This window comes from Pseudoalteromonas sp. SG44-5, from assembly GCF_014164175.1.
In the GTDB taxonomy this organism is placed as follows: Bacteria; Pseudomonadota; Gammaproteobacteria; order Enterobacterales; family Alteromonadaceae; genus Pseudoalteromonas; species Pseudoalteromonas nigrifaciens.
This window is the reverse complement of sequence record NZ_JACJES010000022.1, coordinates 1-14,552: the sequence shown is the minus strand read 5'-3', so window position 1 is coordinate 14,552 and position 14,552 is coordinate 1. Positions and strand designations below refer to the sequence as shown.

At 37.6% G+C, this 14,552-nt stretch carries 11 protein-coding genes; 6 read left to right on the top strand and 5 right to left on the bottom strand.

Going from position 1 to position 14,552, the window contains the following annotated elements:
- The first annotated feature begins 834 nt into the window (after positions 1-834).
- Positions 835-2,184, top strand: a complete 1,350-nt coding sequence (locus tag H5079_RS15610) for a class II 3-deoxy-7-phosphoheptulonate synthase (protein ID WP_172459254.1) — start codon at positions 835-837, stop codon at positions 2,182-2,184.
- Between the two features lie 82 nt (positions 2,185-2,266).
- Here H5079_RS15610 and H5079_RS15605 read toward each other — a convergent pair whose 3' ends face one another.
- Positions 2,267-3,076: a pyruvate, water dikinase regulatory protein gene (locus H5079_RS15605; RefSeq protein ID WP_011330181.1), complete on the bottom strand. Its 810-nt coding sequence runs from the start codon at positions 3,074-3,076 to the stop codon at positions 2,267-2,269.
- A gap of 313 nt (positions 3,077-3,389) precedes the next feature.
- On the opposite strand from H5079_RS15605, the gene ppsA reads away from it, so the two are divergent.
- The gene (ppsA, locus tag H5079_RS15600) at positions 3,390-5,765 is read left to right on the top strand and encodes a phosphoenolpyruvate synthase (RefSeq protein ID WP_041454953.1); all 2,376 of its coding nucleotides are present in this window, start codon (positions 3,390-3,392) and stop codon (positions 5,763-5,765) included.
- A 66-nt stretch (positions 5,766-5,831) separates the two neighbouring features.
- Here the strand turns inward: ppsA and H5079_RS15595 are convergent, their stop codons facing one another.
- Positions 5,832-6,041: a PGPGW domain-containing protein gene (locus tag H5079_RS15595; RefSeq protein WP_041454951.1), complete on the bottom strand. Its 210-nt coding sequence runs from the start codon at positions 6,039-6,041 to the stop codon at positions 5,832-5,834.
- 147 nt (positions 6,042-6,188) lie between these two features.
- Here H5079_RS15595 and H5079_RS15590 point away from each other — a divergent pair, with 147 nt between their 5' ends.
- Positions 6,189-9,239, top strand: a complete 3,051-nt coding sequence (locus tag H5079_RS15590; RefSeq protein ID WP_182684438.1) for an FAD-binding and (Fe-S)-binding domain-containing protein — start codon at positions 6,189-6,191, stop codon at positions 9,237-9,239.
- Between the two features lie 61 nt (positions 9,240-9,300).
- On the opposite strand, the gene H5079_RS15585 is transcribed toward H5079_RS15590, so the two are convergent.
- Positions 9,301-10,494, bottom strand: coding sequence for a sodium:proton antiporter (locus H5079_RS15585; RefSeq protein ID WP_182684436.1), 1,194 nt, complete (start codon positions 10,492-10,494; stop codon positions 9,301-9,303).
- Positions 10,494-11,705 (bottom strand): site-specific integrase, encoded by a 1,212-nt coding sequence (locus H5079_RS15580; RefSeq protein WP_182684435.1) that lies wholly within the window; start codon positions 11,703-11,705, stop codon positions 10,494-10,496. Before H5079_RS15580 ends, H5079_RS15585 begins: the two co-directional genes overlap by 1 nt.
- A gap of 138 nt (positions 11,706-11,843) precedes the next feature.
- On the opposite strand from H5079_RS15580, the gene H5079_RS15575 reads away from it, so the two are divergent.
- Complete coding sequence (locus H5079_RS15575; protein ID WP_182684433.1) at positions 11,844-12,407, top strand: YSC84-related protein; 564 nt, start codon at positions 11,844-11,846, stop codon at positions 12,405-12,407.
- 101 nt (positions 12,408-12,508) lie between these two features.
- On the opposite strand, the gene H5079_RS15570 is transcribed toward H5079_RS15575, so the two are convergent.
- On the bottom strand, positions 12,509-12,847 hold the full coding sequence (locus tag H5079_RS15570) for a DUF3693 domain-containing protein (RefSeq protein ID WP_182684431.1): 339 nt from the start codon (positions 12,845-12,847) through the stop codon (positions 12,509-12,511).
- A 131-nt stretch (positions 12,848-12,978) separates the two neighbouring features.
- Here H5079_RS15570 and H5079_RS15565 point away from each other — a divergent pair, with 131 nt between their 5' ends.
- Positions 12,979-13,194, top strand: coding sequence for a hypothetical protein (locus tag H5079_RS15565; RefSeq protein ID WP_182684429.1), 216 nt, complete (start codon positions 12,979-12,981; stop codon positions 13,192-13,194).
- Entirely contained in the window at positions 13,178-14,530 is a 1,353-nt protein-coding gene (locus H5079_RS15560) for a replication initiation factor domain-containing protein (RefSeq protein WP_182684428.1), read from the top strand. Before H5079_RS15565 ends, H5079_RS15560 begins: the two co-directional genes overlap by 17 nt.
- Positions 14,531-14,552: the final 22 nt, after the last annotated feature.

Genomic DNA, 14,552 nt, shown 5'->3' with positions numbered 1-14,552 from the left:
ACCGGCTCATACTTTGGGATACTTAAAATGTTTAGCTTGTGAGAACTGAATATACATTTATTAGTACCGGGCAGGGCAAACCATTTTGAGCTCCCTGTAGCTTAACTAATTAAGCAGCTAGCTAGTGGTGTTAATTAGTGCCGATCCAAACGTTCATACAAAGAGTAACTTAATACATTGCAGATATAAGCTTTACGTATTGTAGTATGCCTGGGTGAAATACAATACGTTGTCATGTCTATTTACACTACAGCATAAGATCTGCAAAGCGTAAAACTTATACATATTAAAATAAGTTTTAACCTCAGTAATAACTGCCACTATTCACATTTTTATAAAAACTTAGTACTGAGCCCAAATAAGTCTTTGTATTTTAACCTTAACCAAGGAGAGCTTTAGCCTAATAAACCCACTGTTTATAAACATCTAGTATATGTTGCGGTGGCAAATAAAACTCGCCTTAGCATGTATTTTTTAAATTGCATAGTTATTGGTCAATTATTGTTTATATCAACTGTAAAGTTAAGAATACACATGGTGTAATTTAAGTATGATGTGTTCCCCGCTCGACCTGTTATAATAATTAACTCAGATTGAATGTAGGTCAACAACTAAAAAGTAACCATGATTAATCTTAACTTTATGTTTTTAATCAGTTATATTCTTTCTATTTATCATTTTATATTTGCGCTAAGGGCCCAACATATATGGCTAAATATATTAATTACCTAACCCATAACTAAATAATTAGTAAATAGTGAATTTAGTCCTTGAACAAACAGCCCTGCATACGTTAATTTCGTTGTATCAGGTAAATAGGAATGAGGAATGAATATGCAAACGTGGAACCCAAATAGCTGGAGAGAACTGCCAATATTGCAGCAGCCAAACTACCCAGATCAAGAATCACTTAAATCAGTAGAAGCGCAATTAAAGAGTGCTCCGCCTTTAGTATTCGCTGAAGAGACCAGAAGTTTATTTAAGCAGCTAGAAGATGTATGCGAAGGGCGCGCTTTTTTACTACAAGGTGGTGATTGTGCTGAGTCGTTTAGTGACTTTAATGCCGCTAACATTCGCGATACTTTTAAAACAATTTTACAAATGGCCGTGGTATTAACTTACGGCGGTAAATGCCCAGTAGTTAAAATAGCGCGTATGGCAGGGCAGTATGCAAAACCACGTTCAGCAGATTTAGAAACGATTGATGGCGTATCACTACCGTCATACCGTGGCGACATTGTTAACAATTTTGAGTTTACCGAACAAGCGCGTATTCCAGATCCACAACGCTTAATGACGGCGTATCATCACAGTGCAGCTACGTTAAACTTACTGCGTGCGTTTGCTCAAGGTGGCCTTGCTGACTTACATCAAGTAAACCGTTGGAATATGGGCTTTGTTGCAGCCAATCCGCAGAAAGAAAAGTACCAACAGCTTGCTGATAAAATTCAAGACGCGCTTGAGTTTATGGAAGTGTGTGGTATTAATTCTACTATTGCACCAAGCTTAAAAGAAACCGATTTATACACCTCTCACGAGGCGCTATTACTAGGCTACGAAGAAGCACTAACTCGCCGCGACCATTTATCTGGCGATTGGTACGATTGTTCTGCGCACTTTGTATGGATTGGCGAGCGTACGCGTCAACTAGACCACGCGCACATTGAATTTTTTAAAGGAATTAAAAACCCAATTGGGGTTAAAGTTGGTCCAGGTATGGACCCTGATGATTTAATACGTTTAATTGATGCATTAAATCCAGATAACATTCCAGGTCGATTAACATTAATTACCCGTATGGGCGCAGATATACTCCCTGAAAAACTGCCGGCATTGGTACGCAAAGTACAACAAGAAGGCCGTAAAGTAATTTGGAGTTCTGATCCAATGCACGGTAACACCGAAAAAGCGAGTTCAGGATATAAAACACGTAGCTTTGATAACATCATGCGTGAGATCAGCCAGTTTTTTGCAGTGCATAAAGCCGAGGGCAGCTATGCAGGCGGCGTGCATTTAGAAATGACAGGCCAACATGTTACTGAGTGTACTGGCGGTGCGTACGGACTGTCTGACGACGATTTAGCACAGCGCTATAAAACCCAGTGCGACCCACGTTTAAATGCCGATCAAGTATTAGAGTTAGGCTTTTTAGTTGCCGATTTATTAAAAGACGCACGTAAATAAATAAAATGACTCCCCTAAATACAAACGCCGCTAATTAAGCGGCGTTTTTTATACTTTTTAGTTAAGTTAACCGCCAAGTAAGTTAGTACTTACGGCGCTCAAGATCGGTATCAGATATAATCTTCGCTGATATTTCTTCAACTGAGTGATGAGTAGAGTTTAAAAATGGAATTCTATTACGCTTATACAGCATTTCTACTTCGCGCACTTCTATACGACATTGACGAATAGAAGCGTATTTAGAATTAGCCATACGCCTGTCTCTAATGGCAGCAAGGCGCTCAGGATCAATAGTTAAGCCAAATAATTTATGTTTAAAAGGTATTAAGCATTTAGGCAAGCCTTCAGTTTCAAGGTCGTCTTCGGTGATTGGGTAGTTAGCGGCTTTAATACCATATTGTAGTGCTAAATATAAACTCGTTGGGGTTTTACCACTGCGGCTCACACCGATTAAAATAATATCGGCCTCTCCATAGTTTTTAATATTACCGCCATCATCATTCATCAGCGCGTAGTTAACCGCATCAATTCTAAAATCATAGCTTTTTTCATGAATAGAGTGAGTGCGATGAATTTTTGGTACTGGCGCCACATTTAGTTCTTTTTCTATTTTTTCGCTATAGGTTGTCAAAAAGTCATAACACACTGCATTAGCAGAGCTAATAATTTCAGTTAAGTTGTAATTTACAAAGGTAAAAAATATTAAAGGCTTTTCACCGTCTCTTTTAGCCGTTGCATTAATTAACTCTTTAATTTGATGCGCTTTCTCTTCTGTTTCTACAAAGGGAATGGTTTTATGATTAAATTCAACAGGGAACAGTGACAAAGTAGCATGGCCAAAAACCTCAGAAGTAATTGCTGTGCCATCTGAAATATAAAAAGCAGTTCTCATAAATCCTCTTTTTTATTACTTTTAATTTTAAAATTAAGTTTCTCACGGTTTACGTGAGGACTGTTGCCAGTGTAGAATGGGTGTGACCTTTATAAAAGGTTTTCTTTCTTAACTCTCACAGTTATATCGATTGTATTAAGTAAATAGTCAATTATAGCGATAGGAAGCGCTTTATTAGCAACATAAAAATTAACAGGTAGTTGTTCTACATGAAAATTTTTAACTTGTTAATACAATGTCTAACTCGCTAAAATGATTAAATGTTAATTAGTTGGTATTTAGTACTACAATTTGTTTTTTTGGAGAAAGATCCGTGCAAGAATACGTTCTCTGGTATCAAGAGCTTGGTATGCAAGATGTTCCTCGTGTTGGCGGTAAAAACGCTTCACTTGGCGAAATGATTTCAAACCTAGCAAACGCAGGTGTACAAGTGCCGGGTGGTTTTGCAACTACCGCTGATGCTTTTAATGAGTTTTTAGATCAATCAGGACTCACCGCAAAAATTCACGATATTCTAGATACACTTGATGTTGAAGATGTGAATACACTCGCTAAAGTCGGTGCCGATATCCGCCAATGGATAATCGATACACCATTCCAACCTAATCTAGATAAAGCCATTCGCGAAGCATACAGCCAACTCCACGGCGACACAGCAGCCGATGTTTCATTTGCAGTACGTTCATCAGCTACTGCTGAAGACATGCCAGACGCATCATTCGCAGGCCAGCAAGAAACTTTCCTAAACGTTGTTGGTATCGACTCAGTAATGGTCGCTATTAAACACGTATTTGCTTCATTATTTAACGATCGCGCTATCTCTTACCGTGTTCATCAAGGGTACGATCACCGTGGTGTTGCACTGTCTGCTGGTATACAACGTATGGTTCGTTCAGATAAGTCAGCATCTGGCGTTATGTTTAGTATTGATACCGAGTCTGGTTTTGAAGATGTTGTATTTATCACATCAAGCTACGGGCTAGGAGAAATGGTTGTACAGGGCGCAGTAAACCCTGATGAATTTTATGTTCATAAACCAACATTACTTAAAAACAAACCTTCAGTAGTACGTCGTAACATTGGCTCTAAAGCCATTCAAATGATTTACTCAGAAGACAAAGCACATGGTAAGCAAGTAGACATCGTTGATGTTGCCCCTGAGCTTTCAAATAAATTTTCGATTACAGATGAAGAAGTGCAAGAACTTGCCAAGCAAGCTGTAATCATCGAAAAACATTACGGTCGTCCAATGGACATCGAATGGGCAAAAGACGGTAACGACGGCAAACTATATATAGTTCAAGCTCGTCCAGAAACGGTTCGCTCAAACGAAGATGCCAACGTAATGGAACGTTTTCAATTAAATGGCACCAGCAAGGTTGTTGTTGAAGGCCGTGCAATTGGTCATAAAATTGGTAGCGGTGTTGTTCGTGTTCTTAACTCAATCAAAGAGATGGATCAGGTTCAAGTAGGCGACATTTTAGTTACCGACATGACCGACCCAGATTGGGAACCAATCATGAAACGTGCAGCAGCGATTGTTACAAATCGTGGTGGCCGTACTTGTCATGCTGCAATTATTGCACGTGAACTTGGTATTCCAGCCGTTGTTGGTTGTGGTAACGCAACTGATTTAATTACAGCTGGTCAAGAAGTTACCGTATCATGTGCCGAAGGGGATACAGGTTTCATCTACGAAGGTATTTTAGACTTTGAAGTACTTACTTCACGTGTTGACGAAATGCCTGAGCTACCAATTAAAGTAATGATGAACGTAGGTAATCCAGATCGTGCATTCGATTTTGCTCGTTTACCACATTCTGGTGTTGGCCTAGCCCGTGTTGAATTTATTATCAACCGTATGATTGGCGTTCACCCTAAAGCACTACTTAATTTTGATGCACAAACTGATGCATTAAAAGCAGAGATAACCGATATGATGGCCGGTTATGAATCTCCAGTAGAGTTTTATATCTCTAAATTGGTTGAAGGTATTTCTACTCTGGCGTGTGCATTTGCACCAGAGCGTGTAATTGTTCGCATGTCTGATTTTAAATCAAACGAGTACGCAAACTTAGTTGGCGGCCAACAATACGAACCGGAAGAAGAAAACCCTATGATAGGTTTTCGAGGCGCCGCTCGTTATGTGTCAGAAGCTTTCCGCGACTGTTTTGCTCTAGAGTGTGAAGCAATTAAACGCGTAAGAAACGGCATGGACATGACCAATATCGAAATCATGATCCCATTCGTACGTACCGTTGAAGAAGGTAAACGTGTTATTGAACTACTTGAAGAGCATGGCCTTAAACGTGGCGATAATGGTCTAAAAGTAATTATGATGTGTGAACTGCCTTCAAACGCACTATTAGCTGAAGAGTTTTTAGAGCATTTTGATGGTTTTTCTATCGGTTCAAACGACTTAACTCAGCTAACGCTTGGTTTAGATCGTGACTCAGGTTTAATCGCACATCTATTTGATGAACGCGACCCTGCAATCAAAAAGCTACTTTCTATGGCAATTAAAACAGCTAAAGAAAAAGGCAAGTATGTAGGTATTTGTGGTCAAGGTCCTTCTGATCATGAAGACTTTGCAGCATGGTTAGTAGAGCAGGGTATCGACTCTGTTTCATTAAATCCAGATACAGTACTAGAAACATGGTTATACTTAGCTGAAAAGCTAGCTAAATAATTACTTTGTTTAATAAAAATGCCAGCTTTTGCTGGCATTTTTGTTTGTGTAATTTAAAACAAAGTTTTAACGAGCTAATTTTTTATCTAAATATCTGCACGATTTAGTTAACGCTTTTTGACAAAGCCCCAAATAATGCCTTGCTTTTGGGTAGTCAAAAGAAAAACACAATAACCCTGCCATAAAAAATATTAACGATGGTCCAGGTACAATCGCAAAAAATAAACCCAGTAACATGCACAATACACCGGCTAAAAGTAATAGTATTTTTTTCATAGTTAAAGCCCCCTAGTAACTGTTAACTTGAGTATAATTGCAGTGCGAATAAAATCGATTAAAAGTGTGTTACAAACTGTAAAATCTTCAATTTCTATTACCCCGCAGCATGATATAATTAATCAAATGCCTTAAAATATCGCCGTCATGATAGCAACTATTACACAGCAAGATGCCGCGACAGAAGTTGTCGCAAATTACTTAAGTACCATTAAAAATCAAGGGTTTACTGGAGACACTGACGCAAGTTATGCAACCCGCATAACAGCTTCAACCGATAACAGTATTTACCAAGAGCTACCGCAAGGTGTTATTTTTCCTAAAACCGAAAAAGATATTCAACTTGCGTTGCAAACAGCATCTCGCGACCCCTTTTTATCGTTAACATTTGGTCCGCGCGGCGGCGGCACTGGGACTAACGGGCAATCATTAACCCCTGGCATTATTGTCGATTTATCACGATACATGCGTGAAATACTCGAAATAAACACGCAAGAAGGCTGGGTGCGTGTACAAACTGGGGTAATAAAAGATCAGCTTAATGACTTTTTAAAACCTTATGGGTTTTTCTTTTCACCCGACTTATCTACCAGTAATAGAGCAACCATTGGCGGTATGATCAGCACTGATGCTTCGGGTCAAGGCTCGCTAGTTTACGGTAAAACGAGTGACCATGTTTTAGGGCTAACAACTTATTTGGTCGATGGCACACCTATGTGTACTGCAGCCATTGATACAGAAAAAGCAAAGGTAATCGCAGAGCAAGACACATTAGTTGGTCATTTATACAAAACCGTTTTAGATATCGCACTAAATGAGCGTGAAGCTGTATTAGCTAAATTCCCTAGATTAAACCGCTTTTTAACCGGATACGACCTAGAGCATGTGCTAAGTGATGACTTACAAACTTTTGATATGAGCCGCTTAATTACCGGCTCTGAAGGGTCATTAGGTATAGTTACCGAGGCTAAATTAAAGCTAACCCCCATTGCTGAATTTAAAACTTTAATTAATATTAAGTATGATAGTTTTGATTCGGCACTACGTCATTCACCATTTTTGGTAGCTGCGAGAGCAACCTCAGTTGAAACTGTCGATAGCAAAGTTTTAAACTTAGCACGCCAAGATATTATTTGGCATTCAGTATCGGACTTAATAACCGACATTCCTAATAAAGATATGCAAGGGCTCAACATGGTTGAGTTTAATGCTGTATCACCAGAGGATATAAAAGACAAAGTAGACACTTTGTGCAAACTATTAGATCAGTGCGTGGCACAGCAAACTAATGGTGTTATTGGTTACCAGCTAACCAGTAATAAAAGTGATATTTTAAAAATTTACGCCATGCGTAAAAAGTCAGTCGGGCTTTTAGGTAACGTAAAAGGCAGTCAGAAACCACTCGCCTTTGCAGAAGACACCGCGGTACCACCAGAAAACTTAGCTGATTATATAGTAGAGTTTAGAGCATTACTCGACAGCCATAATTTACAATATGGAATGTTTGGCCATGTTGACGCTGGCGTTTTACATGTTAGGCCTGCGCTCGATATGTGCGACCCAGAACAAGAAAAACTATTGCGTGTTATTTCAGATGAAGTGGTAAAACTCACCGCTAAATACGGTGGTTTAATGTGGGGCGAACACGGTAAAGGGTATCGTAGCGAATATGGCCCAGCGTTTTTTGGCGACCATTTATTTACTCAGTTACGTAAAATAAAAACTGCATTTGATCCAAATAACCGAATAAACCCGGGTAAAATATGTACACCTATCGATAGTGAAGACTCACTAGTAAGTGTTGATGGACAAAAACGTTCATGGTTCGATAAACAAATATCTATTGATGTAAAAACAAGTTTTAATAATGCCATGACTTGTAACGGTAACGGAATATGCTTTAACTACGATGAAAACTCACCAATGTGTCCGTCGTATAAAGTAACCGGCGATCGCCGACATTCACCTAAAGGCCGCGCAAGTTTAATGCGCGAATGGTTGCGCCTGCAAGAAGCAAAAAATGTAGATTTACTTGAGGTCGAAAAGCAACTTAATAAAGGCGAAGTAATTACCTGGTGGGAACGTTTTGTTCACAGCCGTGAAAAAAACAAAGGCATTTACGACTTTTCTCACGAAGTTAAAGCTTCGATGGACGAGTGCTTAGCCTGTAAAGCATGTACTACTGCTTGCCCAATTAAAGTAGATGTACCTACTTTTCGTTCGCGTTTTTTAAATTATTATCATAGTTACTACGCACGTCCACTCAAAGATTACCTAGTGGGTAATATAGAAGTTAGTGCGCCATTAATGGCTAAATTTGCACGTATTATTAATCCTATAGTAAGTACAGACCTAGTTAGTAACATAATTAAAAAAACCGTGGGTTATGTAAATACACCACAATTAAGTATTCCCGCACTAACTAGTCGATTAAACAAAGCTCATACTTTTAATTTTGAATTACTAAATAAATTAAGTGCTGAGCAACAAAACGAATATGTATTAATAGTACAAGACCCATTCACTAGTTTTTATGAAGCAGAATTAGTAGAGAGTTTTATTACGCTTATTACTCAGCTCGGCAAAAAGCCAATGTTATTACCTTTTAAACCCAATGGAAAACCACAACATGTAAAAGGGTTTTTGCATGAGTTTAAAGTAACAGCAAAAAACGCCGCAGAGTTTTTAAATAAACTTAACGATATTAATGCGCCACTGGTTGGTTTAGATGCTTCATTAGTTATGTGTTACCGCGATGAGTACAATACAATTTTAGAAAATAATCGTGGTGATTTCCATGTGCAACTTGCTCACGAGTGGTTACAAACTCAATCGTTTACGCAATTAAAAGTAAAACAAAATACTAATACTGAATTTACTTTATTAAGCCACTGTACCGAAACTACTGCCTTACCAAAAGCTGCGAGTGTTTGGCAAAATATTTTTACCGATATTGGCTTAACATTAAAAACAACCAGTACTGGTTGTTGCGGCATGGCGGGTACTTATGGTCATGAAGCACAAAACCAAAACAACTCGCGCGCACTATACGAAATGAGTTGGAAACCTATTGTAGATAAAAATAAACCCGAGCAACTGTTATCAACAGGATTTTCTTGTCGTAGCCAAGTTAAACGATATGAAAAATTTAAACCTAAACATCCAATTGAGTTACTTGCACACCTACTTAGCAATTAAACTTTATTAGGCTAATTAAAAAATGCGTAACTTTATAAATAAAATTACGCATTTTTACTTTTTACTTTTTAGCAAAACTATCTGCAATTGGCTTAGTAGTTATACCATGAATAAATACACTAAATAAAATAGTGGTCATAGCAATAGTTGCAATCTGATTTTTATTTTCTATTTGAGTATCAATTACCATTAACGTAAATACTATCGATGCGAGTCCTCTTGGTCCAAACCAAGCAAAAGTAAATCGCTCTTTTATATTCAGTGCAGTAAATTGCAGTGACAACATAACCGGAATTATTCTGATCAAAGTTGCACTAAGTAAAGCATAAATTATTATTTCAAAACTGAGTTTTGGTAAAACCAAATAGGCACTTACAAAACCAAATAAACACCAAATTAATAATGCGGCAAAATCGGCTATGTGCTCTGAGTCTTCAACAATTTCACAACGTATCGACTCTGGAGAATATCGGTCAAATAATAAACCTGCTACAAACACTGCAATAAAACCACTACTATGAAAATACTGTGTAATAGAAAATATCGCCATTGCAAAACCTACCAGCAAAAAAGGACTGGTTTTTTGTGCAAAATAATGGCGTTGCATAGCAAAGTTTAAAGTGGGAATAAATATCGCAACACTCGCAATTGCAATCAATAGCGCTATACCAAGTTCCCGAGTAAAAATAATCATAGTTTGTGAAGCGGTGATCCCAAGCTCTGGGTTATTAGCTAATAACAAAAAAATTAAAAATACAGGTACACATAAACCATCATTTAAACCACTTTCAGTATTTATTCCTTCACGGATATTTTCGGGCACTTGTGTACTTTCTAATAGTCCTTTACTGAGTGCTGCATCGGTTGGTGTTAAAATAATTGCTAATAATGCAGCTTGAATAAGTGTTAACTCTGCAAATAAAAATAATGCAGTGCCAATACCTAACAACAAGGTAAGGGGTAGGGCAACAAATAATAATAAACTTGGATACTGATAACTGTGTTTTAAAACGCTTAGTTTTGTTTTTGTAGCGTCGGTAAATAAAAACAAACTTAAAGTTAATTCAATTAAAGGTAATATATAAGCTCCACCATTTTTTAATTGTTCAACTTCCTCAGGTATAAACCAAGCCAGTGCTATTCCTCCAATCACAAAAAACATTGGGCCAGTGATTTCGGTTCTTTCTAATTGCCGGATTGTTAATGAATAAATCAAAAACAAACTGCCAATAAAAGTAATGACTAAATATTCCATTATATTTTCCTTTTTAAACCAGATTTTGCACGTTCTTTTATATTTGTTTGAATATAAATTTGATCTGTAGTTGCTATTTTTGCGTGTCCTAAATCTTCAGATAAATGTTTGAGTGGTCGTGTTTGTGCATCGTGTGTTGCACCTGTATGTCTAAGCCAATGTGCGGTTGCTGCTTCAAGTTGTTCAGAGTCATCTTTAAAACCATCATCAAGTAAAGATTGCTGAGCTAAATCAAAACTTTGTTGTACCAAACGTCGTATTTGCCTAACTGTCATGCCACCTTGGCCACGAATTTTATGCACCAAAGGTTCAGATTCATCAACGCGTGGTAGGGCAGGTAAACCACGATAAAGTCGGTAGCGTTTTAAATATTCAACAAAATCATCGCTTAGAGTTACATCTCGTAATTTATTACCTTTACCCATAATACGCAAAAACCAAAAGCCATCGTTGTCTTGCCAAAAATGCGACATAACGGGCGACCATTGTGGCCGCTCTGACAATTCAGAGATCCGTAAATATAATCCTTTTAAACATGCCAGAGTAAATAAATTTCTTTCTAGATCAGGTTGTTGCTCACATAAGTCGCGCGTTACCCCAAACACATATTCCCATTGTATATCGCTTAGCGTATCGGGGATCTGTATTTGCGATTGAACCACTAAATAGGGACTATTCTTTTTTACTACAGGCACAAAATTGGCAAAGGTTTTTTCTTCTAAAATAGCAAATTTATAAAATACGTTAAGTGCAGTAAACATTGCCGATAATGTTTGTTGGCTAGCAATTGATTCTTTTTGGATGAAAGGGCGCCAATTTGTATTTAAACGACGAATACCTTTCTCGTCTTTATAACGCCATTGTACTGATGTTGTAGCCCAAGCTTTATCTGGTTCAACAACAAAATCTACATAACCTTCAATATCTTCGCGCTTTAAATCAAATACTGATTTTTCAGCCACTAACCATGCCCATAAATAAAAACGTTCAAGCTCACTTCTAAACCGACTATAGGTTGCTTCCGATTTGCGACCATAAACATATAAAAACTGGTATAAGAAGGTAAGATCTTGTTTTGATTCAGTTACAGTCAAGCCAACTTGCTGTATAAAGGTAGCCAGTTCTGGATATTCTGAATTTAAAGTATTATCTTCAAGATGAGCAATTTGATATCTCAATTGTTTTAACGTATCAACCAAAGCAACTAGCATAGTAATAAAATATTCAATAAAATAATAGACTTATAGATTAACCATAAAGTCCGATACTGTCTAGTATTGGACATAAATAGATTCTATTATTTTGTAATTATATACTTGCTAGTTATAAATGTTATTTAAGGAAAATTCATGAAAAGATTTATTTTGCTAAGTATGCTCGTATTTACACTCGCGCTCACAGGTTGTGCAACAACAGGCAGCGCCTCACCAAGCGAAAAACGTGCATTAGTGCATAGCATGGAATCAAATACATTAAGTAAACTTTACGCGATAAAACCAGATGTTAAAAAGCAAATTGCTAACTCTGCAGGTTATGCTGTTTTTGATAATGCCAACGTCAATGTTGTTTTAGCTAGTTTTGGTGGTGGTTATGGTGTTATTAAAAATAACCTAACGGGTAAATCTACATACATGAATATGGGCGAAGCCGGTTTAGGCCTAGGTTTAGGTGTTAAAGACTTTAACGTTGTTATGGTTTTTCATAACCAAGCGGCACTAAACAGATTTATTGAACACGGTTGGGCATTTGGCGGAAACGCAGATGCAGCAGCTAAATATAAAGAAAAAGGCGGTGCATTAGTTGCCGAAGCAATAGCAGACCAAGTTACTGTGTATTCTTTGACCGAAAGCGGCCTTGCACTACAAGCAGTATTAAAAGGTACTAAGTTTTGGGTCGACTCCGAGCTTAATTAACCCCTAAATTACTCTCCTAAAAGCGAGCTGATTTGAATAATCACCCTCGCTTTCTTTTAAATAAGTCAATTTAACATAACGTAATTTATGGGCTATCGCTATTACGCAAATGCGTCCTCTGTTGGGTCATTTGCCAAGCCTGCAACTAGTGTTAGCGCTACACATGCCGCACTAATCTTTTTTACAATATCTGCCCAGATTTTACCTTCTTCTGTACTTTTCGATTTTTCGATAGCAAGATTTAAAAGTGCCTCTTTTTGGTCCATACCAATTGCATTAGCCATCGCTATGCACTGGTTGGCCGTCAAACTACGATTACCTTTTTTAATCTGTGACATGTTCCCTGAATTAAATTCAGAAAAATCAGCAATAACCTGTTTGTCTTGGCTGTAATTTTTGAAATATTTATATTTTTCAATTAGTTCGTAACTAAAGTTCATAGCAATCTCCTCACTGTGTTAAGTATAACTGTCAAACCTGATAAATAAACATTTGACAACTGTCAATCTCGAAAGCTACACTCTCGAAACATTCAAAGATGACAGTTTATCAGTAAACAGGGAAATACGAGTTGAAATTCTATCTTCAATACATTCAAGCCATAGAAGAATACGCATTAGGTTTCAATAAAATTGAATACCCGCTTATGTATTCGTCACGTTCAGAAGCAATGGCTTTTTGCATTGACTACTGCAACGGTGAAAACTTTGAAATTATTGATGTAGATGAAAGCAATTGGCAAGAACTTTTTGATTCAGGAGTATTTGATTATGAACCTGAATGCTAAAACCCCAGTAGAGCAAATAACAAAAATTGACTACTTAACGGTTGTTTTCACTCCTAATGAAATCGCCCGTCTTCGTTTTGATGCAAAGTTAGCATTTGGTAATGGTGACTTTTCATCATACAAAGAAGCTTATAACGCGATGTTATGCGCTGAAATGTTTAACGAAAACGCTACTGACGACTTAGACGTTGATATAAACGAAACCGTTGTTTTCAACTCTGATTATTACTATAACGAGCTATTTGATATTAATCTTTCAGGCTCTTCAAAGTATCGTCAATACAAATCAATTGATGAAATACCTGCCGATGAACGTAAGCATTTTTTAAAAAATGTAGTAAGAAAAACAAAGCGTTATAAAACACTTACGTCATTAATTGAAGGTGATATTTCTAAGTTTATGCACCTATTAAACACAGAAGTTGCAACCGCTGCTGACCGCTTAACCAGTGACACATTGAGTTGGTCTTACCGTGATAATTCGGGCGGTATGTTCACTTATGAAAAATCTGCAACGCTTTATCGTCACGATGTTAACTCTGGCGTTATTGCTTGGGGCGCTAACAATGGCGGTGTAATGATTTCATTTACTGGTACTGGTTGTGCTGGTTTAGATATTCCCAAATTACACGACATGCTTAAAAAAATGCCTAACGTAAAAATTACCCGTTTAGATATTGCCTACGATGATTACGAAGGCAAAAGAAGTGTACTCGATTATTTTCAAAATTTAGAAGAAGGCGCTTTTTGTAAAACCAACCAAGCACCCTCTTGGTCATTTATCCAAACTGGCGAATTACAAAAAATAAGTGCTGAAGAACAAGCTAAATGGAGAAAAAAACACGGCTGGCAAAAGCGTTATGACTGCGTGGCCAATGGCGGTAACACCCTTTACGTAGGAAGTCGTAAAAATGGAAAAATGGCGCGTATGTATGAAAAAGGTAAGCAAATGGAAAGTGAATCCCAGCCTAATTGGGTTCGTGCTGAGCTTGAGCTTCGCAGTGTTGACCGTGTTATCTCCTTGGATGCACTTCTCAATACCGATGCCGTTTTTGCTGCTGCCTATCCCGCTTTTGCTTTTATTACTGCTGAACGTCTTGAAATCAGAACTACGAGCAGACAAAGAAAACACAACGGTGTCTTAGTGGCCGAACGCTTAGAGCGTTACTGTGTTCAGTCTTATAGCAAGTACCTAAATTATTTACATCACATACAACAATTGTCTGCTGATGAAATTATTAAACGATTAACCAAAGGCTTAAACCCTTGGGATATACCCAAATCAATAATTGAAGCCACAATTACCCCACCCAACCAAATGGAGTTTTTAACATGAAAGTAATTTTATTATCTGCGGC

What these genes read in the sequence shown, in the direction of transcription:
- H5079_RS15560 (WP_182684428.1), top strand. Translation starts at nt 13,178, where the DNA reads ATGAACCTGAATGCTAAAACCCCAGTAGAGCAAATAACAAAAATTGAC.
- H5079_RS15610 (WP_172459254.1), top strand. Translation starts at nt 835, where the DNA reads ATGCAAACGTGGAACCCAAATAGCTGGAGAGAACTGCCAATATTGCAG.
- H5079_RS15605 (WP_011330181.1), bottom strand. Translation starts at nt 3,076, where the DNA reads ATGAGAACTGCTTTTTATATTTCAGATGGCACAGCAATTACTTCTGAG.
- H5079_RS15595 (WP_041454951.1), bottom strand. Translation starts at nt 6,041, where the DNA reads ATGAAAAAAATACTATTACTTTTAGCCGGTGTATTGTGCATGTTACTG.
- H5079_RS15590 (WP_182684438.1), top strand. Translation starts at nt 6,189, where the DNA reads ATGATAGCAACTATTACACAGCAAGATGCCGCGACAGAAGTTGTCGCA.
- H5079_RS15575 (WP_182684433.1), top strand. Translation starts at nt 11,844, where the DNA reads ATGAAAAGATTTATTTTGCTAAGTATGCTCGTATTTACACTCGCGCTC.
- H5079_RS15580 (WP_182684435.1), bottom strand. Translation starts at nt 11,705, where the DNA reads ATGCTAGTTGCTTTGGTTGATACGTTAAAACAATTGAGATATCAAATT.
- H5079_RS15570 (WP_182684431.1), bottom strand. Translation starts at nt 12,847, where the DNA reads ATGAACTTTAGTTACGAACTAATTGAAAAATATAAATATTTCAAAAAT.
- H5079_RS15585 (WP_182684436.1), bottom strand. Translation starts at nt 10,494, where the DNA reads ATGGAATATTTAGTCATTACTTTTATTGGCAGTTTGTTTTTGATTTAT.